This window comes from Lentzea sp. HUAS TT2 (genome assembly GCF_051853195.1).
Lineage (GTDB): Bacteria > Actinomycetota > Actinomycetes > Mycobacteriales > Pseudonocardiaceae > Lentzea.
This window is the reverse complement of sequence record NZ_CP196667.1, coordinates 9,367,557-9,393,456: the sequence shown is the minus strand read 5'-3', so window position 1 is coordinate 9,393,456 and position 25,900 is coordinate 9,367,557. Positions and strand designations below refer to the sequence as shown.

Here is a 25,900-nt window from a genome sequence, read left to right as displayed (position 1 = left end):
AGACCCCCGGCTTCTCACGTCGGTGGCCCCACACATCAGATGCAGTCGGATCAACGGCATCTGCAGCGCTCTCCTCCCGTCGCACCTGGTGCGCGGAGTCGACGAGCGCGTCTCGAACAACCCTCCTGAAAGGACACACCCGATGCACATCGGTGTACTCGACGTACGCAACAACAAGGCATTCTTCGTTGACGGGCCCCAGGTCCCGCAGAGTCTCGTGAGGCAGTTCGACCTGCGCCGCGGCGACCAGATCAGCGGTGAGACCGAGAACGACAAGCTCATCAGCGTCGACACGGTCAACGGGCGCAAGCCGCACCAGCGGCCAAGGTTCGAGGACCTCACGCCGCTCTACCCCAACGAGCGGCTGCGGCTGGAGCACGACCCCAACGAGCTCACCAGCCGCACCATCGACCTGGTCATGCCGGTCGGCAAAGGACAGCGGGCGTTGATCGTCGCGCCGCCCAAGGCCGGCAAGACCATTGTGCTGCAACAGATCGCTGCGGCGATCGCCAAGAACTACCCGGACGTCCACCTGATCGTGGCGCTCGTCGGCGAACGGCCCGAAGAGGTCACCGACATGCGGCTGACGATCCCCGGCGAGATGTTCACCTCGACCTTCGACGAGCACCCGAGCGAGCACATCCGGGTCGCGGAGCTCGCCGTGGAACGGGCCAAGAGGCTCGTCGAGGACGGTCAGGACGTCGTGATCCTGCTCGACTCGCTGACCAGGCTCGGCCGTGCCTACAACCTCGCGCAGCCCAACGGCGGGCGCATCCTCAGCGGTGGCATCGACGCCAGGGCGCTGACGCCGCCGAAGCAGTTCCTCGGTGCCGCGCGCAACATCGAGAACGGTGGCAGCCTCACGATCTTCGCCACCTCGCTCGTCGAGACCGGGTCGCTGGCCGACACGGCCATCTTCGAGGAGCTCAAGAGCACCGGCAACGCCGAGCTGAAGCTCGACCGCAAGGCCGCCCAGAAGCGGATCTACCCGGCGATCGACCTCAACCAGTCCAGCACCCGCAAGGCGGAGCTGCTGGTCGGGCCGCAGGAGCTCGCCATCACGGACGCGATGCGCCGTGCCATGTCCGATCGCGACATCGACGTGCTGCTCGAAGGGTTGCGCAAGACCCAGAGCAACGCCGAGTTCCTCAGGCAGATGCAGAGGTGACGTCACGGGCACGAGTGGGGGAGCCCAGCGCGTAGAAGAGGAACCCGATGCCGATCACGATCAGCAGTGGGACCACCTGCGACAACGTGTACTGCGCCCGCTCGCCCGCGAACGAAGAGGGCAGCTCGGGCGGCCAGATCAGCACCACGACGGTGAACGCGACCAGTCCGGTCGTCAGAACCGTTGTCAGCACGGCGAAAGGCGCGCGGAACGGGCGTCGCACGTCCGGCATCCGGCGGCGCAACACCAGCATCGACGGGAACGTCAGCAGGTAGCTGATGAACGTCGTCGAGATCACCAGCGCCAGCCCGGCGGTGAAGTACTTCTCGGAGTCGCCGTCGGACAAGTTAAGCGCTGTCACCAGAACGATGGACGCAAGCAGTCCGGAAAGGACGTTCACGCGCACGGGAGTGCCGTGCCGCGGTGACAACCGGCCCAGATAAGCAGGACCCGCGCCGTCCGCACAGGCGACAGCCTGCGCCCGATGCGCGCCGATGGCCCAGGAGACACCGGAAGTCAGCACGCCGACGATCAGACCGGCCGCGCAGACACTGCCCAGCACCGCACCCACACCTGTCAACGTGACGGTTCCGTCCGCCGCGACCGACCCGCCGTAGACGGTCAGCACCTGCTTGGCGGCGTCGATGAAACCGCCCAGGCCCTGGATCTGCGAGGCCGGCACGACCAGCAGGATCCCCAGAATCGGTCCGCCGTAGAGAAGAAACGCCGCGATGCCCGAACGCAGGATCGCGAACGGCACGGTGCGCTGCGGATCCGTCATCTCCTCCGTGGCGGTCGACGGCAGCTCGAAGCCCACGTAGTTGAAGATCAGAACAGGCACCAGCACCACGAAACCGGCCCATGTCGGCACGAAGTCCGCACCGGACAACGGTTGTACGCCGTTCTTCACCGCGTAGACGACGACTGAGACCATGAAGAACCCCAGCAGCACGATCCGCGCGAACGCACCCGCGATGGGCACCCACTTGCCGATCCGCAGCGACGCCGCGACGGCCAGGACGCCGGTCCAGATGAACGCGAGACCCGCGATGTGCTTGCCCGCCATGCCCAGCGGCAGGAAGAACGTCTCGAACGTCGTCACGGCGATGATCGCCAGCGTGCCGCCCGTCCACAGCGGGTTCGACAGCCAGTAGAGGACCTGGTTGACGCCCGCCGCGAGCCGTCCGTACGCGAGCTTCGTCCACACGTAGGGGCCGCCCTCGACGGGGAACGCCGTGCCGAGCTCGGTGGTCAGGAACCCGTACGGCAGGAAGAACACCGCCGCCAGGATCACCATCCAGACGAGCCCCTGAGGGCCATGCGCGGCGACGCTGCCGATGGTGTCGAGGCCGACGAGGGTGCAGAGCAGGTAGAACGTCACGTCGGCCCTGCGCAGCGACTTGCGCAGGTGGGTCCGTTCGCTCAACCAGTTGCCGCTGAGAGGCTGTACCTCGCTCACGGGACCCTCCAGATGGTTGACTGATTCATCAGTCAGTTATTCGGGCTCATGTGATCGCGGTCATACGCTGAAGTCAAGGGGTGCGAGCGATGAGTTATCTCCAGGTCACGTGGACCGACCCGGCGACGGGAGCGCGTGGCTACCTCGTCATCGACCGCCTCGTACGTGGCGTCAGCAGCGGGGGTCTGCGCATGCGCGCCGGCTGCACGCTCGACGAGGTCCACGGACTGGCCGAGGGGATGACCGCCAAGGAGGCCCTCAACTACGACCCCGGCGCGCGCTACGTCCCGCTCGGCGGTGCTAAGGGCGGCATCGACTTCGACCCCTACGACCCGAGGGCGAAGGAGGTCCTCACGGCGTACCTCTACGCCATGTCGCCCTACATCGAACGCTTCTGGACGATGGGGGAGGACCTGGGGCTGCACCAGTCCACCATCGACGAGGCGATCGAGAGGATCGGCCTCCAGTCGTCCATCCAGGCGGTCTACCCGCTGCTGGACGACGAGGAGAAGGCCAGGAAACGACTCGCGGACGCGTTCGCGGTCACCGTCGACGGCGTCAGCCTGGACGAACTCGTCGGCGGCTACGGCGTCGCCCAGGCCGCGCTCGCGGGGATCGAGCACCTCCACCTGCACAACCCCACTGCGTTCGTGCAGGGCTTCGGTTCGATGGGCGGCGCGACCGCGCGGTACCTCGCCCAGGCCGGGGTCAAGATCGTCGGGCTCGCGGACGTCCACGGTGTCATAGCAAACCCTGATGGCATCGATGTGGAAACCCTTTTGCTGTCCCGGGATTCGCACGGCGCCATCGACCGCACGATGCTGCGCCCCGAGGACCGGGAGCTCGGCCGCGACCGGTGGCTCGACGTCGAGGCGGACGTCCTGGTCCCCGCCGCCACGAGCTACGCGATCGACAAGGACAACGCCCACGCCGTCCAAGCGAAACTGATCGTCGAGGCCGCCAACATGCCGGTGACCGTGGAGGCGGAGGCGAAGATCGACGCACTGGTCATCCCGGACGTCGTCGCGAACTCCGCCACGAACTCCTGGTGGTGGTGGACCCTGTTCGGCGACATCGACGCCACGGCGGAGTCGGCGTTCGAGAAGATCGGCACGAACATGCGCCGGCTCGTCGCCAAGATCGTGGACGAACCGTCACCCCGTGCGGCTGCCGCGGAACTCGCTGCCGCCGCGGTGAAGGAGATCGAACAACGGTTCCCGCGGTCGTAGACTCGGCGGATGCCAGGCCTGCAGCACACCATCACGATCGCGGCCCCGCCCGAACGCGTCTGGGAGGTGCTGGTCGACGTCGAACGCTGGCCGGAACGGATCCCGACGGTCGACTCCGTGGAACGCCTCGACGACGGGCCGTTCGCCGTCGGCTCCAGTGCCCGCCTCAGGCAGCCGAAGCTGCCCGAGGCGGTGTGGACGGTCACCGAACTGACCGACGGGGTGTCCTACACCTGGGAGTCGAAGTCGCCCGGCGTCCTCGGTGTCGCGTCGCACTTCGTCGAGCCGCATCCCGAAGGCGCCCGCCTCACGCTCGCCCTGGACGTGTCCGGACCGCTCGCGGGGCTCGGCTGGCTCATGACCAAGGCACGGGCCAGGCGTTACGTCGAGACCGAGGCCGCCTCGATCAAGGGCGTCGCCGAGGCCCGGTGATCGAGGCTGGCGTCTGAGCACCTGGCCTGAATTCCTGTCCGAAACGCCCAGACCCCCCGAACTCGATGGACCTGAGCTTGATGAGGGGACCATTCCTCAACCTCAGGTTGAGGAATGGTCCCCTCATCAAGCTCGGCGTGAGGCCGGCGTGGCCACGCGGTTCGGAGACAGAACTTGTGGCCATGTGCTTAGACGCGTGCGTGACCAGGGGCGTTGCCGAGCGTGCCGTACGGGCTGCTGCCGAGGACCACCGCGCGGCCAAGTCCGAGACTCTCCGCGACCTGATCTGCTACCAGTTCCGTGGCGGCGCCCCTTGTACCGATCCATCCATCGCCGAGCAACGCGGTGAACAGAGTGTTGTTCAGGTATCGCCGGGTGGCGTGATAGTCGATCCGGACCGTCTTGAAGCCAGGACGTGGATCGCCGCTCCTCAGTTCCTCGACGTGCTCGCGGGACAGGTACATACCGGGCACCAGATCCAGCGTGCCCGCTTCGAACGGAACCGGTTCGCAGAACTTGAAGAAGGTCGCGGATCGCGTCAGCCGGATGTCCGACACCTCGCTGCTCACGCCGCAGGCATCATCGATCTTGCTCATTCTTGCGAGCTCCGCGTCGAAGTTCGAATCGCTCGTGGGCCTGTAGAACGGCAGGGTGTCGTCCGGTTTGAACTTCTTGTACTGCACCAGGACGAAGCATCCGTGGTGAGCGTTGTAGTAGATGAGGTCGACACCGGTCTGGCGTTCGAGGGGCCGGGCGTTGCCGTAGTGGATCCGCAGCTCTCGGCCGCCTCGTCGATGGCTCCTCGTGGTCCAGTCGACCGCCATACCGGCGGACCACCCCGGTGCCCGCACGGAGTCCCACCTGATCAGGTCGTCCTCGTGCGGCACGGCCTGGCCCGGGATACCGCGGTGAAAGTCGTCCGAAGCGCCGACCACCGGCCAGTCACGAATCGGGCCGCGGTCCATCCCCATCGACGTGAGCAACACGTTGCTGGCGTCGCGTTGACTCAGCGCGCTGTCTGCGGCATCGCCGATCTCCAGAGCCACCGACACCTCCGCTTCGAGACGGATCAGTGTTTCTGCGATGCCGGGGAACTCCGCTTTCAGCGCGTCGAGAAACCGACGGCCACGGCCCGCGGTCATGGGACCGTCGCCGTCGAGGATCTCGACGTCTTTCTTGAGCCTGCTGGCAACGCCGTCCAATGGCAGCGGATCGCTGAACGGGATGAACTTCTCGACCTCCAGGCGTCGCTCGTAGGAGGTCGCCCGCCGGCCGGGGATGACGATTCCGCAACCGAAGATGCCGTCACGCACGGCACCGGGCGGGCGATCTGTGAAGACGACGAGACAACGACGCCTCAACGTCCAGTCTTTGCGCACCGGAACAGGACACGCGAACACAGGGCTGTCCAGAGAACGAAACGTCGTGTCCAGCAATCGCGTTCGCATGACCGGTGTGAGGCGAAGTACCGCGGCCCTCAGGTCCATCAGATCATCTTGGCAGGATTTTCGTTCGGTGCCGATCGAACGGGAGAATCGTCTAGTCGAGCGGCCCCAGCAGCCACGCTCCCGGCCCGTCCAGGTCCTCGGAGAAGTAGTACGCCCGGATCGCGGCCAGCAGGTCCTCCGTCCCGATCAGACCGTCGCCGTCGTGGTCGAGCCGCGCGTGCACGGCCCGTGCGTCGGCCTCAGGCAGGTTGATCCACGCCGTCGTCCAGCGCATGTACTCGTCCACGCCGAGATGGCCGTCGCCGTCCTGGTCGGCGACGGCCATCAGCGCGTCGAGGTACGGCACGTAGACGTCGTCGAACGCCTCCGGCCGTTCCAGCAGCCCTTTCGCGAACGCGGCCTTGTACTCGTCCACGCTGATCCGGCCGTCGTCGTTGGTGTCGGTCATGGCGGAGAGGTGGTCCCACACACCCAGCAGGTGCTCGTGGAACCGCCTCGCCGTCCGGTCGTTCTCGCTCAGCCCGAACGCGGCGGTCGTCCGCGAGGCCGCGAGCTCGAAGTCCGCGCGGTTGACGTACCCGTCCTGGTCGCTGTCGTAGGTCTCGAACCTGCGACTGAGCTTGCGGTCCAGGAACGTGGTGATGTGCATGCTCCCTTGGTACCCGGTCAACGCCTCTTGCGATGCGCCGGGGCACCAACGTAATCCGCCAAGTGCTCGCCGGTCAGGGTCGAGCGGTCGGCGACTAGGTCGGCGGGAGTGCCCTCGAACACCACCTTGCCACCGTCGTGACCTGCGCCGGGACCCAGATCGATGATCCAGTCGGCGTGCGCCATCACAGCCTGGTGGTGCTCGATCACGATGACTGATTTGCCCGACTCGACCAGGCGGTCCAGCAGGCCGAGGAGCTGTTCGACGTCGGCGAGGTGCAGGCCGGTCGTGGGCTCGTCCAGGACGTAGATGCCGCCCTTGTCCGCCATGTGGGTGGCCAGCTTGAGGCGCTGGCGTTCGCCGCCGGACAGGGTCGTGAGCGGCTGGCCCAGCGACAGGTAACCGAGGCCGACGTCGTTGAGCCGTTGCAGGATCGCATGTGCCGCAGGGGTTTTGGCCTCGCCGGCACCGAAGAACTCGACGGCCTCCGCGACGGGCATCGCGAGCACCTCGGAGATGTCGCGGCCGCCGAACTTGAACTCCAGCACGGCCTGGTCGAACCGCTTGCCCTCGCAGACGTCGCAGGGGGACTCGATCGTCGCCATGATCCCGAGGTCGGTGAACACCACGCCGGCGCCGTTGCAGTTCGGGCAGGCGCCCTCGGAGTTCGCGCTGAACAGCGCGGGCTTCACGCCGTTGGCCTTGGCGAACGCCTTGCGGATCGGCTCCAGCAGACCGGTGTAGGTCGCGGGGTTGGAGCGGCGCGAGCCCTTGATCGGCGTCTGGTCGACCACGATCGCACCGGAGTTCTTCGGCAGCGAACGGTGGATCAGCGACGACTTGCCCGAGCCCGCCACACCGGTGACCACGGTCAGCACCCCGAGGGGGATGTCGACGTCCACGTCGCGCAGGTTGTTCGTCGACGCTCCGCGGATCTCCAGCACGCCGGTCCTCTCCCGCACCGACGGCTTCAGCGACGCGCGGTCGTCCAGGTGCCGGCCCGTCACGGTGTCGCTCTTGCGCAACCCCTCCAGCGACCCCTCGAAGCAGATCGTGCCGCCGCCCCGCCCGGCGCCGGGACCGAGGTCGACGATGTGGTCGGCGATCGCGATCGTCTCGGGCTTGTGCTCCACGACGAGAACGGTGTTGCCCTTGTCCCGCAGGCGGAGCAGCAGGTTGTTCATCCGCTCGATGTCGTGCGGGTGCAGCCCGATCGTCGGTTCGTCGAACACGTACGTCACGTCGGTCAGCGCGGACCCGAGGTGCCGGATCATCTTGACGCGCTGCGCCTCACCGCCGGACAGCGTGCCCGCGGGCCGGTTCAGCGACAGGTAACCGAGGCCGATCTCGACGAACGAGTCCAAAGTGTGCGCGAGCTTGTCCACCAGCGGCGCGACCGACTTGTCCTTCACGCCGCGGATCCAGTCCGCCAGGTCCGTGATCTGCATGTCGCACAGGTCCGCGATCGAGACGCCCTTGATCTTGGACGACCGCGCCGCCTCCGTCAGGCGGGTGCCGCCGCAGTCCGGGCAGGTGCCGAACGTCGCCGCGCGGTCCACGAACGCGCGGATGTGCGGCTGCAGCGCCTCGCGGTCCTTGGACAGCATGGACTTCTGCAGCTTCGGGATCAGGCCCTCGTAGGTCAGGTTGATGCCGTTGACCTTGATCTTGATCGGGTCCCGGTACAGGAAGTCGTGCAGTTCCTTCTTGGTGTACTTGCGGATCGGCTTGGCCGGGTCGATGAAACCGGACTGCGCGAACGTCTGCACGGTCCACTGGTTGTCGACGTTGTAGCCGGGCACCTTGATCGCGCCCTCGAGGATCGACTTCGACTCGTCGTAGACCTCGGTCAGGTCGATGTCGGAGATCTGGCCGCGGCCCTCGCAGCGCGGGCACATGCCGCCGGTGATGGAGAACTCGCGGCGCTCCTTGACCTTCTGGCCGCCCTTCTCGATCGTCACGGCACCCGCGCCGGAGATCGAGGCGACGTTGAACGAGAACGCCTGCGGGCCACCGATGTGCGGCGTGCCGAGGCGGCTGAACAGGATGCGCAGCATCGCGTTCACGTCGGTCGCGGTGCCGACGGTGGACCGCGGGTCGGCGCCCATCCGCTGCTGGTCGACCAGGATCGCCGTGGTGATGCCCTCCAGCAGGTACACCTCGGGACGCGGCAGCGTCGGCATGAAGCCCTGGATGAACGCGCTGTAGGTCTCGTTGATCAGCCGCTGCGACTCCGCCGCGATCGTGCCGAACACCAGCGAGCTCTTGCCGGACCCGGAGACACCGGTGAAGACCGTCAGCCGGCGCTTCGGGATCTCGACGTCGACATCGCGCAGGTTGTTGACCCGTGCACCCTGCACGCGGATCAGATCGTGGGTGTCGGCATCATGCGCCGTCGGGGCTGTCCTGGTCATGGCGCAAAACTAACTCGCGCACCTCGGCTCTGCCTTCTTGATTCCTGATTGGTTATGCACGAATCCGGTAGTGGTACGTGCACACCTCGCGGAACCCCGTCCGTTCGTACAGCCGGAACGCCGTGGTGTTCGCCTTCTCCATCTGCAGGTACATGTGGTTCGCCTCGCGCGCGGCCGCCCACGAGGCCAGCGCGGCCAGAACGGACCGTGCGGCGCCCTGACCGCGTGCGTGCGGGAGTGTGGCCATGCCGAACACCCCGGCCCACCCCTGCTCGGCCACGGCGCGTCCCACGGCCACCACCTGGCCGTCCGCCTCGGCGTACGCGTACGCGCTGGGATGCTCGACCCGGCTGAGCAGGTCGCGTTCCGCGCTGACGTCCCGCGTGGTCACGGCCTGCCACGCCGCGAGCCACTCGTCGGTCGGCCGCGCGGTCACCTCGCCCGCGTCGGACTGGGACTGGCGCAGCACCTCGGCGGTCGACGCGATCTGCAGGGACATGTCATGACCCCGCTCGTAACCCCGGTCCTCCAGCGTCCGGTCGAGATCGTCCGCGCACACGCCCGGCGTGATCTGGAACCGCGCCCCTGACCCGTGCTCGGCGCAGAACTCCTCGGCGACCTCGACCCGGTCCTCGCGGTCGTGCGGCAGCACCGCGCTCACCCACCAGGCGTCGCCGGGGGAGTGCCGCAGCCACCAGCCGCCCGCCTCCTCGACGTGCGCGGCGGGCTGGGCGCGGGCCGCGTACTCCTGCAGCGTCTTCAGCAGCACGTCAGTCCAACGACCCCAGCAGCCAGTTGCCGGCCTCGGCGGGATCCTCGGAGAAGTAGAACTCCCGGATCGCGTCCAGCAACGCCCGGGTGGACAGCAGTCCGTCCGCGTCGGACAACAGGTCGTGAATTCCACGCGCGTCGGCCTCAGAGAGGTTCATCAACGCGCCGGTCCACTTCACGTGCTCCTCGAGTGTGAGTTTGCCGTCGTCGTCGGAGTCGGCGACCGCCATCAGCGCGTCGAGGAACGGCAGATAACCCTCGTCGAACGACTCCGGCGTCTCCAGCAGCCCGTTCGCGAACGCCTTCACGTACTCGTCGAGGCTGATCCGGCCGTCGCCGTCCTGGTCGGTCACCGACACCAGCTGCTCCCACAGCCCGATCAGCATTCCGCGGAACCGGACGGCCTTCGGATCGTCCTCCACCAGCCCGAACGCCTTCGTGGTGCGCTCGCCGGCCTGGGTGAAGTCCTCCCGCTCGATGAACCCGTCGCCGTCGGAGTCGTAGGTCCGGAACCGGCGGGCGAGCTTGCGGGTGAGGAAGGCGGTGATCTCCACACGACCCTTCTACCGCATTGCGCTCCGAAACAACACGTTCGGGTTCACACGGTGAATTCGAATTCAGCCGGATTTCAGCGTCGTCCCAACCCGGAGAACGCGCTCGCGACGACCACCATGCCGATCATCCCGATTATCGCCGCCACACCGCCGACGGCCGGTTTCGACACCTGCTGGACGTGCGCGACCGGCCGCGGGGGAGCAGGGGCGTCCGGTGCCGGCGGCTCCTGGGCGGGCGGCGGCGGTGCGGTCGCCGACTCGATCCGGACGACCGCGCTCTCGCTGATCGCCCCGCCGGCACCCGCGCCGGACACCGTCAGCCGGGAGTTCATCGGGGCGGTGACCTGGCAGGTGTAGGTGACGCGCTGGCGGGGTTCCAGCACCGGGAACGTCCGCCGGCACGCTTCGGGCTCGCCGTTCACCTGGACGTCGGCGATCGGCAGGTCGGACGGGTTGCCGACGGTGACCGTGACGGTCACGACCTCACCGTCCCTCGCCCGGTCCTTGGACCAGACCGCGCTGATCGACAGTCGCGGGTAGATCACCTTGACCTGCAGTGACGCCGACGCCTCCACCTTGCCGCCGATCCTGTCGGCCGCCGTGACGGTGGCGGTCAGCGCGCCGCTCTCGTCACCGGCCGGGGCCGTGCAGTCCACCGTGGACGTGGCGCCGGGGTCGAGCTGCCCCTGCATCGGGTTGCACCCGCCACCCGCACGGGCGGCCAGGCCGAAGAGGGGAGTGTCGCCGGTGTTCGTGACGGTCGTCGTGAACGGGACGGCCTGGCCTGGGAGCGCGGTCGCCGGTTCGGTCGTGGTGGTCGCGCGCAACGCCGGGTGCAGCACGTCCACAGTGGACGCCTGCTGGGTCGCGAGTGGATCGCCCGCGAGGCTGGTGCCGCTGACCGCGACCGTCGTGGGGTAGTCGTCGGCGGACGCCGTGGACGAACAGGTGCGCGTCACCTTGGCGTGCGGGGCGATCGTGCCGACCTGCTGGCCGCACACGGTCACGTCGGCGGCCGGCGCGTCACCGGCGTTGGTGATCGTCGCGGTCTGGGCGACGGTGTCCTTGGCATGCGCGGCGGGTTTCTCGGGGTCGACGGTCAGAGTGAGCTCCGGCAGCGGGAACGACCAGGCGATGCTCTGCATCAGGAACGCGTCGTCGGCCCGTTTGAAGCTGAGTTCGGCGCTCTTGGTGCCAGGCTTGAGGACGCTCGCGTCGACCGTCACCGTGCGCGCGTCGACGCTCATGTTGTTGGGATGCGCGGCACCCTGCGCGGACGACACGAACGCGTTGCGCCCGCCGACCGACGCGCCGTTGACCAGCATCTGGTCGCCGTCAGTGGCCCAGTCGCCCTCGTAGGCGGTCATCCCGAGCCTGATGACCCCACCGGTGGGGTGCGTCGGCGCGATCGGGGTGCTCAGCACGGGTTTCTTGGTGGGCAGCCGGACGTGCCCGCCGTGCACCGCGACGTGACGCTTCGCGGGTGCCGCCGCGGTGGCGTTCGCGAACTTCCAGACGACCGTCAGCGACCATCCACCGAAGCAGTCGAACCCCTGCGGCGCCCAGACGTTGCCGACCGTGACGGTGCCGCTCGTCAGCACGCGGGTGACGTCGGCTTCGGCGCTGTAGAAGGCGTTGTCGGTGTGCGAGAGCTCGTCGGGGGCGTCGATGACGAACCGGCCGGGTGCCACGCGGGTGCCGTTGAGGGTGACCGGATCCCGCGGAGTGCCCGGCGGGTTCACCGCGTCCCGGCAGGTCGCGCTGCCCGCCCAGCCGAGCTTCGCGTAGGCCACCGTCGCGCCGGCCGGGATCGTGAGCTGGGCGCTGGAGGAGGTGACCGTCGCCGGGTCGCCGTCGACGTCCTCCCACGACATGCGGTGCCCGTTGTTGAGTGCGGAAGGCCCATGCCCCTTGCGGTTCAGTGCGTCCACACAGGACTGCGGCGGGTACTTGGGACTCGGCCCGGCCTGCTCGGGCGTCGGGCAGGTGAGGACGGAGTTGCCGATGACCGTGACGTCCCCGTACACCGCCTCGTCGAACTGGGTGTGCCACACCTCGGCCGCGGCGACCGGCCCCGGGGTGAGCAGCGGAACCAGCAGCACGACGGCGATGAGGATCGGTACACGCATGCCACGCCTTCCGGTCGGGTCGGGGCACAGGTTGGCACGCTTCCCGGTGGTTGTCACCGCACGCTGATTCGCTCCTGCTCACTCTCCGTTGAGGACAGCGCGCATCGGTTCTCCTGTTCGTGTCAACGGGTTGCCGGCGGCTGATCCGAAGTGGACTTGCTGTGTGCTTGATCAACGCCCCGTTGCTCTTGACGGGGGCACAACAGTGCCGGGAAGCGTGGTGTTGGTGGCCAAACGGTGTCCGCTGTGGGGAGATGAAGGCCATGTGGACCGCGCTAGTCATCGTTCTCGCGGCAGTGGTCGTGACCGCCATCGCCTGCGTCCTGTTCGGGCGCTCCCGTGCCCATGAGCAGGCCGACGACAGGGACGCGGACTCGCGCGGCTTCCTGGGCGCGGTGATCAGCGGCCTGTTCATCGTCGCGCTGGCGTTCTACGTGGTGATCGTCTGGGAGGAGAGCGGCGCAGCCGAGGACAACGCCGCCCGCGAGGCAGCAGCCGTGGCCGACGTCTACTGGCAGACCGCCGTCATGCCGCAACCCCAGCGCGACCACATCCGCTCACTGCTCACCGAGTACCCGAAACTGGTGGCGGACAAGGAATGGCCGCTGCTGGCCGCCGGCGAGTCGGACGACACCACGACCGAGACGCTCAACTCGCTGCACTCCGAGATCCTGTCGCTGCCCGCGTCGCCGGACCAGGTGAAGAGCGCGCGGGAGCGGTCGCTGGAACGGATGCGGGAGATCACCGACCTGCGGCGCGACCGGCTCGATTCCGCCGGTGGGCTGGACAACACCGGTGTGCTGATGTTGATCGGCACGATCGCCGGAGCCGTGGGGATGATCGTGTTCCCGTTGTTGATCGGGTTCACGGCACGGCGGCGGCACGTGCTGCAGATGAGCCTGACGGCGGCGGTGCTGGCGTTCGTGTGCGTCTTGTGCGTGGGGATGACGCAGCCGTTCAGCGGGGTGCTGCGGGTGGAGCCGGAGTCCTTCACGAGTTTGACCGAGGAGTTGGCCGTTATACCGGTGAACGAGAACCGCTGAAAGTCGTAGAACCCTTCTACACCTGCTTCTTTCAGGTCAATTTGGGCCCGAAAATTTGGGGTCGAGGGGAGTTGTGGCGCTAGTTTCCTCGGCATGCCAAAGAGAATGTCCACTGTGGTGGGACGTGAGTTCGGCGAGCTACTGCGGCAGCTCATCCACAGCACCGGGTTGCTGGAAGCCGAGCTGGCGCGAAAGCTCGGCTGGGAACACGCCAAGATGTCAGATCTGGTGAATGGCAAGGGCGGTACGTCGCTTGAGGAGTTCACCTTCCTGCTCGGCATGTGCGGCGTCAAGCCGGACGAGTTCGAACACATGAAGGGGCTCTACCTGGAATCGAAGGAGAAGGGATGGCTGCAGCTCTTCGACTCGGTGCTTCCGGCCCACGTTCAGACGCTGCTCAAGCAGGAACGGCTCGCAAAAGAGATCTTGCACTGGAGCTCGTTGTACGTGCCGGGTCTGTTGCAAACCGAGCGGTACGCGCGTGCCGTTGCCGAGGACTCGCCGTACATCGATGCGGATGAGGCCCCCAAGTGGGTTGCTGCGCGGATGGAGCGGCGCGGCATCGTGGCCGGGCACAAGAAGTTCGTCTTCTACGTCTACGAGCCGGTGCTGCACTCGCCGGTCGGTGGGACAGACGTGCTGGCTGAGCAGCTGCACGAGTTGCTGCGCATGTTGGTACGGCCGTACATCAGTTTGCGCGTTCTTCCCGCCGGACGCGCCATCACCGGTGACTTCAGCCTCTTGAAGTTCGAGAAGTACGAGCCGGTCGTTTACCAGGGCAGCCTGAACTCGGCGCTGTTCCTCGATGACAAGGCGTCCGTCGGTCTCTATCAGGAGGCGCTGAAGACGATGGACCGAATCGCGCTCGGTAAGGAAGAATCGAGGGAGTTGATCACCAGCATCGTGTCTTGAGGAGGCCTGGATGGCCGAGTGGCGCAAGAGCAGCTACAGCGCGACCGATTCCGATTGCGTCGAGATCGGCATCGGCGTCGGCATCCGCGATTCCAAAGCTCCTGTCGCCCACGTGCCGGTCGAGTCGGCGGCGTGGGAGGCGTTCCTGCGCCTGGTCACGGCACATTCCGGTTGAGGCCTCTGCGATGATCCCCCGTAGTCGCACTTGGGGGAGAAGCAGATGTGGGGACGTAGGACCGCGCCGCAGCGGTTGGCGGAGTCGGCCGGGTTGACCTGGAAGCACCTCGACGACCAGAGCGAGCTGAACGTCGCGAAGCTGGTCGCGTGCGTGGCCGCGGATCGGGCGTCGGCCGACGACGTGCTGCCGATGGTCGCGCGCGTCGCGGAGAAGCTGGCTGCGGAGGAGGCGAACCACGAACTCGTGGTGGCGCTGGTCGAGGTCCTGCAGCACCTCGCCTCGCACGGCTTGGAGCAGTTGCGCACGGCGGAAGAGATTCGTGTGGTGCTCGGTCCGCGCTGTTTCCTCGTGTGGGAGGCGGTGGAGAAGTTCTGGTCGGCGGTCGCCGAGTGGTGCCGGGAGAACGGTGAGCTGCGGTCCAGTGAGGACGTCTTGTCCGTCGAGAACGCGCAGTTGCGCGCGATCCTGTTGACCTCGAACAGGAGCCTGGGTGACGACACCCGCGTGGGCACCAGTGACGCGCTTCGATACGAGAAGTCCGGCGGTGTGCCGATTCCCGGCTACCGCGAGTTGATCGCCCCCTGACGGGACGGCCGCCCACCTGCTGGTGGGCGGCGTTCCCTGCGGTCGATCAGTAGCCGCGGTCCGGCATGATCACCCAAAGCACGATGTAGACGACGAACTGCGGTCCCGGCAGAAGGCAGGACAGCAGGAACAAGAGGCGAACGGTGCCCGCCTTCATTCCCCAGCGCTGGGCGAGCCCCGCGCAGACACCCGCGATCATCCGGTTGGTCCTGGGCCTGCTCAAAGCAACTGTCGTGGTCATACAACAAGGATGCCCAGTTTCGGGCATTTGTTGCATCGGGGACCAACCCTGATTTGACCCGGATGAGCCAGGTCACGACGTTTCAGGGGTCCGGACTGCAACAGAACGGCGTTCCCGGACGTCTAGCCGACGGTCGCGGTGGAGAGCTGGTCGACGAACCTGAGGCACGTGGTGCGCATGGCGTCGACCGTCATGGCCTGCGAGCCCGCCAGCACCTGCAGTGCCAGGCCGTCGAGCATGCTGACCATCATGTTGGCGAGTTCGAGCGGGTCGCCGGACGTGTGGATGTCGCCGGAGGCCTGGCCGTCGCGGAAGATGCTCGCCACGATGTCGCGCCATTCGCCGTAGAAGCGCTCGTTGAGCTCCTGCAGTTCGGGGCTGCGGATGGCCTCGACCCAGAGTTCGGCCCAGACCTTCCACGCCTCCACGGTCTCGGCGCCCTCGGGGAGGTACGACTCGACGACCATGCGCAGGCGGGAGAGCGGGGGTTCGTCCGACTCGAGGATCCAGCGGCGGCGGCGGACCGAGAGCTCGAAGCAGTGTTCGAAGGCCGCGTCGGTGAGCTCGCGCTTGGTCTCGAAGTAGTAGTGCACCGTGCCGCCGGACACGCCGGCGTCCTTGGCCACGTCGGACACCCGGAGATGGCGGAAGCCCTCTGCCGCGATCACCTTGCAGGTGGACGCGAGGATCTGCGCCTTGCGTTCGGCTTCCACGCTTGGACGGGGCATCCGTGACCTCCTGATTTAGCCCGAACCTTACCGAAACTGGGAACGAAGCTTGCGCTTGTCGACCTTTCCCACGTTGGTCAAGGGCAGTCGGGGAACAATCGTTACCCCTCTGGGCTGGTACAGCGCACCCAGTTCGGCGACGACCGAATCGCGAATCCTGTCGACATCGACATCCGGTCCTTCGGTGACCAGGAAAACGTGGACCACCTCGCCGAGTGCCTCGTCCGGTTCGGCGACGGCCGCCGCCTGCCTGATGCCCGGAAGCGTGATCAGGAAGTCGTCAAGCAGGCGTGAGTAGACGTTGTCGGACGTTCTACCAGTGACGATGACGTCCTTGCTGCGGTCGTTGAGGTAGAGGTAACCGTCGGAGTCGAAGTAGCCGACGTCGCCGGTGTTGAACCAGCCATCGGCCGTTTCGCTCAACGGGGGTTCGCCCCAATAGCCGTCCATCACGTGCGGGCCGCGCACCCATACGTCTCCGTCGCGGATTTCGACCTCCATCACCGGATTCACCTTGCCGACGGTGCGCAACGTGTCCGGCTGGTCGAGGTCGACGGAAGTGGTGGGCATCGTCGTGATCACCATGGCCTCGGTCATGCCGTAGCGCTGGTTGACGACCGGGCCCCACTTCTCGATCGCCTGCCGCAGCCGCTTCGGGGCGAGCGAGGATCCGCCGACGATGACGACGCCGAACTGCGGGCCCGGGCAGTCCGGGTGGTCGAGCACCTCGTACATCATCGGCGGCACGAACATCGTCGCGTTGATCTGCTCGTCGCGGGCGAGGCGCACGAACGCGTCCGCGTCGAACGTCGACGGGCCCAGCACCAGCTTCGAGCCCGTCATCAGGGCGAGTCGTGTCGCGCCGGCGCCGCTGCCGTGGGTGATGAGGGTGTTGCAGAGCAGGTTCATGGGTGGCGTGGTCGCGGACGCCGTCCAGCGGTCGTCGGAACGGTGGACCGCGAGCTTGGGCAGGCCGGTCGTGCCGCCGGTGTACATGACGGTGGTGAAGTCCGGTGCCGGGGTGCGTTCGACGGGGTCACCCGGGAGGTCGGCGAGGTGCCAGCCGTCGAGACGGGTGCTGAAGGTGGGGTCGACGACCACTCCGGCGACGTCCGCTCGCTCGATCAACGCCCTGAGTTCGCCCGGGCCCGGCTCCGGCGGCACGTAGACCAGCCGGGCGCCGAGGAGGTGGACGGCGACGGTGAGCAGGACGGCCTCCGGCGTGTTGCCGACGTAGGCCGCCACGCCGTCACCGGGGCCGATACCGCGTTGCACGAGACCGTCGGCCAGGCGGAACAGCAGGTCACGGGCTTGCGCGCGGGTGAGTCTGGTGTCGCCGGCGATCAACGCCTCACGTTCGTCGTCTGTGGACAGTCGCTCCAACACAAGATCGACGTAGGTCATACGTCCTGTGTACTCCTGGGCCTCGTACGCTGATCGGGTGGTCGCACCCCCCATCGCGCCGGAATCGCCGGAATTGCCCGCGCGCAGGCGAAAAGTGAGCGCTCCGGTGCTGTTGCGCGCGGCACTCGCCGTCGCCGGCGGCGCGCTGGTCTACCTGAGCTTTCCGCCTCGCCCGCTGTGGTTCATGGCGCCGGTCGGGTTCGCGGTGCTGGCCCATGTGATCTACGGCAAGCGTGCGCGGGCCGGGTTCGGGTACGGGCTGCTGTTCGGTCTCGGGTTCATGGTGCCGCTGCTGCGGTGGACCGGTGAGTTCGTCGGGTTGATCGCGTGGCTGCCGCTGGCGCTGGCCTGCGCGCTGATGATCTCGCTCGGCACCACCGCGATGGCGTTCGTCTCGCGCGTGCCCGGCTGGCCGCTGTGGGCCGCGTGCCTGTGGGTGGCGGACGAGGCGCTGCGCGGCGTGTTCCCGTTCGGCGGCTTCACCTGGGGGAAGATCGCGTTCGGGCAGCCGGAGGGCTGGTTCCTGCCGCTCGCGTCGCTGGGCGGGGCGCCGCTGGTGACGTTCGGGGTGGTGCTGACCGGGTTCGGGCTGTTCTGGCTCACGAAGAACTGGAAGCTCGGTCTGCCGCTGTTCGTCGTGCCGCTGGTGGTGGGCCTCGTTGTGCCCGTGGGGGTGGACGCGTCCGCCGGGACCGTCACCGTCGCCGCCATCCAGGGCAACGTGCCGCGCGCGGGCCTCGACTTCAACGCGCAGCGCCGGGCCGTGCTCGACAACCACGTCAAGAAGACGCTGGAGGTCGCCGCCGACGTCGCCGCGGGCAAGGTCGAGCAGCCCGACATCGTCATCTGGCCGGAGAACTCCTCCGACATCGACCCGTTCCGCAACCCCGACGCGGCGGCGCGGATCGACGCGGCGGCGAAGGCGATCAAAGCGCCGATCGCGGTGGGGGCCGTGGTGGTCGACAAGGGCGACGGGCTGCCGCGCAACCAGGTGGTGCTGTGGGACCCCGAGAAGGGGGCCACGGACACCTACACCAAGCGCAAGCTGCAGCCGTTCGGCGAGACGATGCCGATGCGGTCGTTCTTCCGGCTGTTCGCGTCCGAGGTCGACCGGGCGGGTGTGTTCCAGGCGGGCACGGACCCGGAGGGTTTCGTCATGGGGCCCGCGAAGGTCGCACTTGACACATGTTACGAAGTGGCGTTCGACTCAGTCGTCCGCGACTCGGTGACGGCCGGCGCGACGATCATCGCGATCCCGACGAACAACGCCACGTTCGGCTACACGGAGATGACCTACCAGCAGCTTTCCATGTCCAGGGTACGGGCGGTGGAGCACGGCAGGGCGGTGGTCGTGGCCGCCACCTCGGGGGTCAGCGCGATCGTCGAACCTGACGGTTCCGTCACTCAGAAGACTGGGCTTTTCGAGCCGGGTGCCCTGGTCGCGACACTGCCGCTGCGGTCACAGACTACGCTGGCGACTTGGCTAGGAGCCTGGCCCGAGTGGGTGATTGCCGCTGCGGGCCTTGCGGCGTTGGCGCTGGGCTTCACCCGACGACGGAAGGACTCGAATGGCGCGGCAGCCTGACCAGGAACTCGGGCAGGTGCTGGTGGTGATCCCGACGTACAACGAACGGGACAACATCGGAAAGATCGTCAAGCGACTGCACACGGCACTGCCCGACGTGCACGTGCTGGTGGTCGACGACGGCAGCCCCGATGGCACCGGCCAGCTCGCCGACGAGATGGCGGCCGCCGACGACCGGGTCCACGTGATGCACCGCACCGAGAAGTCCGGCCTGGGCGCCGCGTACGTCGCGGGCTTCCAGTGGGCGCTGGAGCGGGAGTACGGCGTCATCTGCGAGATGGACGCCGACGGTTCACACGCCCCGGAGCAGCTGCACCGGCTGCTCGACGCGCTGCCGCAGGCCGACCTGGTGCTCGGTTCGCGCTGGGTGCCGGGTGGCGAGGTCGTGAACTGGCCGGCGCAGCGCAAGTTCCTGTCGCTGGGCGGTTCGCTGTACTCGCGGCTCGCGCTGGGCGCGAACATCCGCGACATGACGGGTGGCTACCGGGCGTTCCGCGCGGACACCCTGCGCAAGCTGAACCTCGCCTCGGTCGCGTCGGCCGGCTACTGCTTCCAGATCGACCTGCTGTGGCGGACGCTGGAGCTGGGCTTCCGGGTGCGCGAGGTGCCGATCACGTTCCTGGAGCGCGAGTTCGGCGAGTCGAAGATGAGCGGCAACATCGTGCGCGAGGCCCTGATCCGCGTCACGAAGTGGGGCCTGCGCCGCCGCGGCAACCAGGTCAAGGACCTTTTCTCCGGCAAGAAGAAGTAGTCGTGCGGCCACTTCGGACTGTTCGTGGTGAACGGTCCGAAGTGGCTGGCCGTCACTTCCAGTACTTGCCGTCGGACGGGCACACGTGGCCGCTGCCGTCGCACGAGGTGCAGTCGCCGAACGTCCACTGCACCTTGCCGTTGCCCTTGCACGTGTCGCAGCGAATCGTGTCGCCGTGACACTTCCTGCATTTCGCGGGTCTGCCGCTCCAGCTCACTGTCGCCTCCGGGGATCCGATTGGTGAACCCCCTGTCGGGATGTGCGGCGAGAGCGTTTCGCCGTCACTGGATCGGGCGATCGGAATGGGTTATGGCTGGGCGTGACTGGCCAATTAGTGGCCGAATCTGATCTGCCACCTTCCGGCCGTGGCATTACCTTGTTCGCATGGGCCTCGCCGACAGGATGATCCGCCTGCTCTGGGCGGTCGGCGGTGAGGACGTCGCGGAACGTCTGCTGCGCGCGCACTGGCGCGTGCTGCCCACCGACGACCCGCTGGGCCGGGCGTTGCGGTCGCGGCTCGTCGAGGCGTTGCGCGCGGAACTGCCCGGCCACGACGCCCAGATCCGCGAGGCCGTGCTGGTCGACGAGCTCAGCCTCCTCAACGCCGCCGAGCGGGTGCGGCCGAGCCGGGCGGCCGTTCTCAAGATCGTTCGTGCTTTGCCAGGCTCCTGAAGGGGTACCTCGTCACCATGACTCTCGTTTCCGAACGGCACCCGGTCCGCGCTCTCGGGATGTTCGCGGGGGCCGTGCTGGTCACCGCCGTGGTGGGATCGCTCTTCTCCGTGTCGGCCGGATCGACGTACCAGGCGCTGGAACAGCCCTCCTGGGCGCCGCCCGCCTGGTTGTTCGGTCCGGTGTGGACGCTGCTGTACGTGATGATCGCGGCTGCCGGCTGGCTCGCGTGGCGGGCGGGGGCGACGCGGCGCGAGCTGACCCTGTTCGGTGTGCAGCTCGTGCTGAACGCCGCCTGGACGCCGTTGTTCTTCGGGCTCGGGTGGTTCTGGGTGGCGTTCGCCGAGATCCTGGTGCTGTGGCTGGCGATCGTCGCGCTGCTCGTGGCGTTCTGGCGGCGCAACAGGGTCGCCGGGGCGCTGCTGGTGCCCTACCTGGCGTGGGTGAGCTTCGCGGCGGCGCTGAACCTGTCGATCGCCCTGCTCAACTGACGGGACTCGGCTGGCCGGGCACGAACTCGCGCAGCACCTCCATGCCGGTCATCGCGGGCGCGCCGGACGGCTCGGGGCCGAGCACGCGGGCGAGGATCGGGCCGAGCACCTCGCGGAAGAAGCGGTCGGCGTGCTCCTTCGACTCCCACACGGCGATGACCCGGAACTCGCCGTCGGCTCGGCAGGCGTAGCGGGCGCGCAGGCCGTCGGGGGTGGCGGAGCCCATCACCGCGTCGAGCTGGTCGAGGGACTGGGTGGGCGGGGTCGCGATGGTGAGCCACATGGGGTCCTCCTGAGGTCGATGTGATCCCAACCTAGGAAGTCCGCGCAGCTCAGCCATCCGCCGGACTACTCGGTGCGGTACTCATCCATGCCGCGATCTGGCTGCGGGTGCTGAAGCCGAGCTTGGTCAGGATGTGCTGGACGTGGTTCTGGGCGGTCCGCTCGGAGATCACCAGCCGGCGCGCGATCTGCCGGTTGGTCATGCCCTCGGTGACCAGCGTGGCCACCTCGTGCTCGCGGCTGCTCAGCTCGGTCGTGGTGAACGCGGTCATGCCCAGCGTGCGGATCGCGCGGTCCGCGGCGCGTTGCACGGCGTCGGCGTCGCGGCCCAGCGCGCGCAACGCGGCCGCGAGGTGCCAGCGGGCCTCGGCGGCGAACGCGGGTGCGCCCGCGCGGGAGGCCTCCTCGACGGCGGCGGTGAGGTCGGTGACGGCCTGTTCGTGCTCGCCGAGAGCCAGGTGGCCGTGGCCCAGCGCGAGCGTCACCGGGCCCATGTACGCGACGCCGTTGCCGGCCGCGTGCTCGCCGCGGAACTCCGCGAGCCGCGGCAGGATCAGCCGCAGGTCGCCGGTCAGGCCGAGTCCCGCCGTCACCAGGACGGCGTCGACCAGTCCGGGCAGCACGAAGAACGCGGGCAGGTCCCACTCGGCGACCGGGCCGCAGCGGCGGTAGTACTCGACGGCCTCGTCGCGCAGACCCGCGCGCAGCAGCAGGAACGCCCGCGTGAGCTTCGACATCAGCCGGAACCGCGGCGGCGGGTCGTGGAAGTGGCGGGCCAGCGCGAGGCCGTCCTCGGTGGGCCCCAGGTGGCAGGAGAGCCCGCACTGCAACGCGAAGTAGGCGCCCGACGCCGGTTCGCGCTCGATCACCCGCATGCGGTCGTAGGCGCGCCGACCGATCTCCTGGGCCTGCGCGAACCGGCCCTGCGCCTGCGCCAGGCACGCCGTCACGACGTCGAGGTGCCACAACGGGACCTGGCCGCCGACCCGTTCGCAGGCCAGCGCCAACGCCGGTAGTTCTTCCTGTGCGGCAGCGAGTTCGCCGCTCTCGACCAGCGCGTGGACACGCCAGAGCGATCCCCACATCGCGCCGCGCGGGCTGTGCGTGCGGTGGGCCAGCCCGATCATCTCGGTGGCGAGGCTCAGCCGTTCGGCGCGACCGGCCGGTCCCGGACACGCCTCCTGCCTGGCGTGCAACGCCTCGGCGAGCGCGCGGTCGTCGCCGCGGGCCAGCCTCAGCGCCTCGCGGCTGAGCTCGTCGAGGCGGTGCTGCTCGCCGCGGTAGAACGCGAGATGGCTGCGCTGGGCGAGCAGGCGGGCCCGCGTCGCGGGGCTGACGTCCTGGCGGAGGGCGTTGTCGCACAACGGGGTCGCGATCGCGTTGACGCCCGCGCCGGGTGCGGCCTCGAGGACCAGGGCGGCCTCCGCGATCTGCTCGGGCGTCCCTGCCAGTTCGGCGGCGCGCTGGGCGGCCTGGACGCATCCCGCGAGGTCGCCCGCGAAGTAGGCGGCCCTGCCCAGCGCCACCTGGACCTCGTGGCTGTCGCCGAGGGCGGCCGCGGCGCGGTAGAGGCGGGCGCCCTCCTCGTAGGCGAGCTTGGCCACCGCGTCCTGGGCCGCCCGGATCGTCCACGCCCGCGCCTCTTCTGTTGCGCCGCAAGCGTTCCAGTGCCTGGCCACGTCGGCGTAGCGCGTGCTGCCGGCCATCGCCTCGGCGATCCTGCGGTGCAGCGCACGGCGTTCGGCGGGGGTGAGTGCGGCCTCGACGGCGTCGCGGGTCAGCGCGTGCACGAACCGGTGCCCGGTCGCGTCGATCAACGTCGTGGCCTCGTCCAGCGCGCTGATCGGTTGGCCAGAGGCCGCCGCGGCGAGGTCCAGGTCGAAGTCGCGGCCGATCAGCGCCGCCGTCCTGACGATCTCGCGGGCGTCCTCCGGCAGCCGGCCGAGGCGGGCGGTGACGATGTCGCGGACGCTGCGGGGCGGCTGGTCCGCGCGCCACGTGCCGTCCTCGACCGCGCGGGCGATCTCCGTGACGAACAACGGGTTCCCGCTGGTCAGCTCGGTGATCGTGGCCGCGTGCTCGGCCCCGACCAGCTCGGCGACCTCGTCCGCGGACAGGCCGTGCAGGTCGATCCGGCCGGCCGAGCGCATGAGGTCCGCGACCGCGGGGCACGGGTCGCGGAAGGTCGCGAACAGCAGCACGTTGCTCAGGTGTGTGGCGAGATGGGCGAGCACGAGCAGTGAGGCCTCGTCGGCCCAGTGGACGTCCTCGACGACGATCACCAGGCCGTCGCGGTCCAGTGCGGCCGCGATCGCGTCGAACACCCGGAACCTGTCCTGCGGCACCTCGGCGTCGTGCGCGAGCACGACATCGGCGTCCGCACCGGCCGCCTTCAGGACCTGGCGCCACGGCCAGAACGCCGGTGCCCCGCTGGTCTCGACGCAGTGGCCCCACACGACCTCCCGGCCGAGCGCGAGCGCGTGCCCGGCGAGCTCCTGGGCCAGGCGCGTCTTGCCGATGCCCGGCTCACCGCCGCAGAGCACCAGGCGTCCGGTCTCCGCCGCCAGCCACGACCGTGCCGCGGCGAGTTCGCGCGCGCGTCCTACGACCTTCACGACCTGGATGTCGTTCCGGCGGGTGAGCACGTTTCCGGAAATCGCCGCGATAAATGGCTCGCGGTCACGCGGACGGTCCGGCAAAGTGGTCCGCATGCGCCGCTATCGCAGCTATCCGTCCAGGTCAGGCTCTCCGTCGTGATGCCGTGAAGCTTCGCTGACGTCGAGAGCCGCCCGCCCGTGGAAACGGGTCAGGGCGGCTTTTTCGTGCGCGGAAACCACCGCGCGACAATGGTGGAGAAGGGGCTGTGGAGCCCCGCCCGTCTGTAAAACGGGAGCCTCGTTGCAGAGTCGGTTCGACTCCGACCTCCACCACCAGCCGTTGCGCCACCGGGGTGAACCCCGGCAACGACCCCCTGCCTCCCCACGACCTACTGGTGGAGGAAGGGGAAACATGTCCATCGACATTCAGCAGCCACGGCCCCAGGGCCTGGTCGGGAGCCACGTGCACATCGCGGGCACCGCCGGCGGCGCGTTCGAGGCCCAGTTCAACTACCGCATCCACGAGGGACACGACGAGGTCGTCGGCGGGTTCATGGCGGGCGACGGGACCGGCGGTCACGGCCAGTTCCAGGTGCAGGTCGACGTGTCGGGTGCGTCGTTCGCGCTCGACCGGCTCTTCGTCGAGGTGTTCTGGGTGTCGCCCAAGGACGGCGCCGAGCTCGACAAGGTCATCGTGCCGGTGGTCTACGGGCCGCGGATCGTGCCCGGCTACCGGGTCTACCAGGAGTACAAGATCAAGCCCGGTGACACGCTGTGGGGCATCGCCACGCAGTTCTACGGCTCCGGCAACCTCTACCCGCGGCTGGTGCGCGCCAACCCGCACGTCATCACGGACCCGAACGTCATCACGCCCGGATCGGTGATCCGGGTCCCGCAGTCCTGATGTGACCCGTCGCGGGGGGAGTCTGCGGGAGGACCGGGAGTTCGGGAAGTTCTGGCTCGCCAGGCTGATCTCGACGGCGGGGTCCGCGGTGTCGGGTGTCGCGCTGCCCGTCCTCATGTACTCGCTGACCGGCAGCGCCGCGTGCACGGGGGCGCTCGCGGCGCTGACCGCGGCGCCGTACGTCGTGTTCGGGCTCTTCGCGGGCGCGCTCGTCGACCGCATGCACCGGCGCACGGTCATGGTCGTCACCGACCTGGTCAGCGCCGGGTTGCTGGCGAGCGTGCCGGTGGCCTCCGCGCTCGGCGTGCTGACCCCGTTGCACCTCCTGCTGGTCGCGGCGGGTGTCGCGAGCGTCGGCGTCTGGTTCGACGCGGCCACCTTCGGGGCCGTGCCCGCGCTCGTCGGCAACGAGAACCTCGTGCGCGCCAACAGCGCCATCTGGAGCACGGCCACCGCGGTCCACATCGCGGCGCCGTCGGTCGCCGGTGTGCTCTTCGCGATCCACGGGCCGGCCGGGACGATGGCGATCGACGCGGTGAGCTTCGCCGTGTCCGCGGTCCTCGTCCGGATGATCCTGCGCCCGCTGAACCCCGTCCGGCCGCCGCGGGTCTCCCTCCGGGCGGACATCGCGGAGGGACTCGACTTCCTGTGGAGGGAACCCACAGTCCGGCTCTTCCTCGGCTTGGGGCTCGGTCAGGCCGTCGCTGGCGGTGCCGTGTCCGGGCTCCTGGTCGTCTACGCCTTCCGGGCGTTCGACGTCCCGCAGCACGACGCGCGGATCGGCGTGCTGTTCAGCGCGCTGGCCGCCGGCTCGTTCGCCGCCACCGTGCTGATGCCCGCGATCAGCGACGCCTGCGAGCCCCGCCGCACCGCCGTGGCCGGCCTGTCCGCCGGTGCGGTGGTGATGGGGGTGCTGGTGGCGGTGGACCGGTGGTGGCTCGCCGTGCTCGGCACCGCGTTGTGGGGTCTGACCTCGACGATCGTGATCGTGAACGGACTGACGGTCCGCCAGTTGATCACGCCTGACCACCTGCAGGGGAGAGCCAACCTGGTGGGACGCGTGGTGACCTTCGGGGTGGGTCAACCGGTGGGGGCGCTGGGCGGGGGAGTGCTGGCCGACGCGCTGTCGGTCCGGTCCGCCTTGGTGATCGCGGCGTTACCGCTCGTGGTGGCCGCGGGGTTCGGGTGGTCCCGAATGGACGCCGGGCCCCGCCGTGAGTTGGGACACGGGCTCAAGTGAAGCTGTGCCGAGGACCTGGCGCCTTGTTGGTTTC

The 25,900-nt window shown here is 68.5% G+C and carries 25 protein-coding genes, 1 tRNA gene and 1 pseudogene; 14 read left to right on the top strand and 13 right to left on the bottom strand.

Going from position 1 to position 25,900, the window contains the following annotated elements:
• Positions 1-151 precede the first annotated feature (151 nt).
• Positions 152-1,168 (top strand): annotated as a pseudogene (gene rho, locus ACSHWB_RS44370) (transcription termination factor Rho); the annotation flags it as partial.
• On the opposite strand, the gene ACSHWB_RS44365 reads toward rho, so the two are convergent.
• Positions 1,149-2,627 carry an APC family permease gene (locus tag ACSHWB_RS44365; protein ID WP_439659347.1) on the bottom strand — a complete coding sequence of 493 codons (1,479 nt, stop codon included), beginning with the start codon at positions 2,625-2,627 and terminating at the stop codon, positions 1,149-1,151. The pseudogene rho and the gene ACSHWB_RS44365 sit on opposite strands and share 20 nt — an antisense overlap.
• An 89-nt stretch (positions 2,628-2,716) precedes the next feature.
• Here ACSHWB_RS44365 and ACSHWB_RS44360 point away from each other — a divergent pair, with 89 nt between their 5' ends.
• A complete protein-coding gene (locus ACSHWB_RS44360) occupies positions 2,717-3,856 on the top strand; it encodes a Glu/Leu/Phe/Val dehydrogenase dimerization domain-containing protein (protein WP_439659346.1) in 1,140 nt (379 codons plus the stop codon).
• A 9-nt stretch (positions 3,857-3,865) separates the two neighbouring features.
• Positions 3,866-4,288: an SRPBCC family protein gene (locus ACSHWB_RS44355; RefSeq protein ID WP_439659345.1), complete on the top strand. Its 423-nt coding sequence runs from the start codon at positions 3,866-3,868 to the stop codon at positions 4,286-4,288.
• Between the two features lie 188 nt (positions 4,289-4,476).
• On the opposite strand, the gene ACSHWB_RS44350 is transcribed toward ACSHWB_RS44355, so the two are convergent.
• The 6 genes from ACSHWB_RS44350 to ACSHWB_RS44325 form a co-directional block, all read right to left on the bottom strand.
• Entirely contained in the window at positions 4,477-5,667 is a 1,191-nt protein-coding gene (locus ACSHWB_RS44350) for a hypothetical protein (protein WP_439659344.1), read from the bottom strand.
• Positions 5,668-5,827: 160 nt separating this feature from the next.
• Complete coding sequence (locus ACSHWB_RS44345) at positions 5,828-6,385, bottom strand: EF-hand domain-containing protein (RefSeq protein WP_439659343.1); 558 nt, start codon at positions 6,383-6,385, stop codon at positions 5,828-5,830.
• A 17-nt stretch (positions 6,386-6,402) separates the two neighbouring features.
• Complete coding sequence (locus ACSHWB_RS44340) at positions 6,403-8,799, bottom strand: ATP-binding cassette domain-containing protein (protein WP_439659342.1); 2,397 nt, start codon at positions 8,797-8,799, stop codon at positions 6,403-6,405.
• A gap of 52 nt (positions 8,800-8,851) precedes the next feature.
• Positions 8,852-9,568 (bottom strand): GNAT family N-acetyltransferase, encoded by a 717-nt coding sequence (locus ACSHWB_RS44335; RefSeq protein ID WP_439659341.1) that lies wholly within the window; start codon positions 9,566-9,568, stop codon positions 8,852-8,854.
• A gap of 1 nt (position 9,569) precedes the next feature.
• Positions 9,570-10,124 (bottom strand): EF-hand domain-containing protein, encoded by a 555-nt coding sequence (locus ACSHWB_RS44330; RefSeq protein WP_439659340.1) that lies wholly within the window; start codon positions 10,122-10,124, stop codon positions 9,570-9,572.
• Positions 10,125-10,198: 74 nt separating this feature from the next.
• Positions 10,199-12,253 (bottom strand): hypothetical protein, encoded by a 2,055-nt coding sequence (locus ACSHWB_RS44325; protein ID WP_439659339.1) that lies wholly within the window; start codon positions 12,251-12,253, stop codon positions 10,199-10,201.
• Positions 12,254-12,507: 254 nt separating this feature from the next.
• Between ACSHWB_RS44325 and ACSHWB_RS44320 the strand changes: the two genes are divergently transcribed.
• The 4 genes from ACSHWB_RS44320 (at position 12,508) to ACSHWB_RS44305 (ending at position 14,971) form a co-directional block, all read left to right on the top strand.
• Positions 12,508-13,296: a hypothetical protein gene (locus ACSHWB_RS44320; RefSeq protein WP_439659338.1), complete on the top strand. Its 789-nt coding sequence runs from the start codon at positions 12,508-12,510 to the stop codon at positions 13,294-13,296.
• Between the two features lie 105 nt (positions 13,297-13,401).
• Positions 13,402-14,208 carry a helix-turn-helix domain-containing protein gene (locus ACSHWB_RS44315; RefSeq protein WP_439659337.1) on the top strand — a complete coding sequence of 269 codons (807 nt, stop codon included), beginning with the start codon at positions 13,402-13,404 and terminating at the stop codon, positions 14,206-14,208.
• Positions 14,209-14,218: 10 nt separating this feature from the next.
• Positions 14,219-14,383 (top strand): DUF397 domain-containing protein, encoded by a 165-nt coding sequence (locus ACSHWB_RS44310; protein WP_439659336.1) that lies wholly within the window; start codon positions 14,219-14,221, stop codon positions 14,381-14,383.
• 45 nt (positions 14,384-14,428) lie between these two features.
• Positions 14,429-14,971 carry a hypothetical protein gene (locus ACSHWB_RS44305; protein WP_439659335.1) on the top strand — a complete coding sequence of 181 codons (543 nt, stop codon included), beginning with the start codon at positions 14,429-14,431 and terminating at the stop codon, positions 14,969-14,971.
• Positions 14,972-15,017: 46 nt separating this feature from the next.
• Here the strand turns inward: ACSHWB_RS44305 and ACSHWB_RS44300 are convergent, their stop codons facing one another.
• The 3 genes from ACSHWB_RS44300 to ACSHWB_RS44290 form a co-directional block, all read right to left on the bottom strand.
• Positions 15,018-15,212 (bottom strand): PspC domain-containing protein, encoded by a 195-nt coding sequence (locus tag ACSHWB_RS44300; protein WP_093588499.1) that lies wholly within the window; start codon positions 15,210-15,212, stop codon positions 15,018-15,020.
• A 122-nt stretch (positions 15,213-15,334) separates the two neighbouring features.
• A complete protein-coding gene (locus ACSHWB_RS44295; RefSeq protein WP_439659334.1) occupies positions 15,335-15,940 on the bottom strand; it encodes a TetR/AcrR family transcriptional regulator in 606 nt (201 codons plus the stop codon).
• 27 nt (positions 15,941-15,967) lie between these two features.
• Positions 15,968-17,344, bottom strand: a complete 1,377-nt coding sequence (locus ACSHWB_RS44290; RefSeq protein ID WP_439659333.1) for a class I adenylate-forming enzyme family protein — start codon at positions 17,342-17,344, stop codon at positions 15,968-15,970.
• 37 nt (positions 17,345-17,381) lie between these two features.
• Here ACSHWB_RS44290 and lnt point away from each other — a divergent pair, with 37 nt between their 5' ends.
• Entirely contained in the window at positions 17,382-18,929 is a 1,548-nt protein-coding gene (gene lnt, locus ACSHWB_RS44285; RefSeq protein WP_439659332.1) for an apolipoprotein N-acyltransferase, read from the top strand.
• Entirely contained in the window at positions 18,913-19,680 is a 768-nt protein-coding gene (locus ACSHWB_RS44280) for a polyprenol monophosphomannose synthase (protein ID WP_439659331.1), read from the top strand. Before lnt ends, ACSHWB_RS44280 begins: the two co-directional genes overlap by 17 nt.
• Before the next feature lie 52 nt (positions 19,681-19,732).
• Here the strand turns inward: ACSHWB_RS44280 and ACSHWB_RS44275 are convergent, their stop codons facing one another.
• Complete coding sequence (locus ACSHWB_RS44275) at positions 19,733-19,897, bottom strand: hypothetical protein (RefSeq protein ID WP_439659330.1); 165 nt, start codon at positions 19,895-19,897, stop codon at positions 19,733-19,735.
• Between the two features lie 167 nt (positions 19,898-20,064).
• Here ACSHWB_RS44275 and ACSHWB_RS44270 point away from each other — a divergent pair, with 167 nt between their 5' ends.
• Positions 20,065-20,352 carry a hypothetical protein gene (locus tag ACSHWB_RS44270; RefSeq protein ID WP_439659329.1) on the top strand — a complete coding sequence of 96 codons (288 nt, stop codon included), beginning with the start codon at positions 20,065-20,067 and terminating at the stop codon, positions 20,350-20,352.
• Between the two features lie 17 nt (positions 20,353-20,369).
• A complete protein-coding gene (locus ACSHWB_RS44265; RefSeq protein ID WP_439659328.1) occupies positions 20,370-20,843 on the top strand; it encodes a TspO/MBR family protein in 474 nt (157 codons plus the stop codon).
• On the opposite strand, the gene ACSHWB_RS44260 is transcribed toward ACSHWB_RS44265, so the two are convergent.
• Both ACSHWB_RS44260 and ACSHWB_RS44255 read right to left on the bottom strand, forming a co-directional pair.
• Positions 20,836-21,126, bottom strand: coding sequence for a hypothetical protein (locus tag ACSHWB_RS44260; RefSeq protein WP_439659327.1), 291 nt, complete (start codon positions 21,124-21,126; stop codon positions 20,836-20,838). The two genes, ACSHWB_RS44265 and ACSHWB_RS44260, sit on opposite strands and share 8 nt — an antisense overlap.
• Positions 21,127-21,175: 49 nt before the next feature.
• Positions 21,176-23,836 (bottom strand): ATP-binding protein, encoded by a 2,661-nt coding sequence (locus ACSHWB_RS44255; protein ID WP_439659326.1) that lies wholly within the window; start codon positions 23,834-23,836, stop codon positions 21,176-21,178.
• A 137-nt stretch (positions 23,837-23,973) separates the two neighbouring features.
• Between ACSHWB_RS44255 and ACSHWB_RS44250 the strand changes: the two genes are divergently transcribed.
• The 3 genes from ACSHWB_RS44250 to ACSHWB_RS44240 all read left to right on the top strand — a co-directional run bounded on the left by ACSHWB_RS44250 (position 23,974) and on the right by ACSHWB_RS44240 (position 25,866).
• Positions 23,974-24,058, top strand: a tRNA-Tyr gene (locus ACSHWB_RS44250).
• Positions 24,059-24,134: 76 nt separating this feature from the next.
• Positions 24,135-24,626, top strand: coding sequence for a Gmad2 immunoglobulin-like domain-containing protein (locus tag ACSHWB_RS44245; RefSeq protein ID WP_439659325.1), 492 nt, complete (start codon positions 24,135-24,137; stop codon positions 24,624-24,626).
• Between the two features lies 1 nt (position 24,627).
• Positions 24,628-25,866, top strand: coding sequence for an MFS transporter (locus ACSHWB_RS44240; protein WP_439659324.1), 1,239 nt, complete (start codon positions 24,628-24,630; stop codon positions 25,864-25,866).
• Positions 25,867-25,900: the final 34 nt, after the last annotated feature.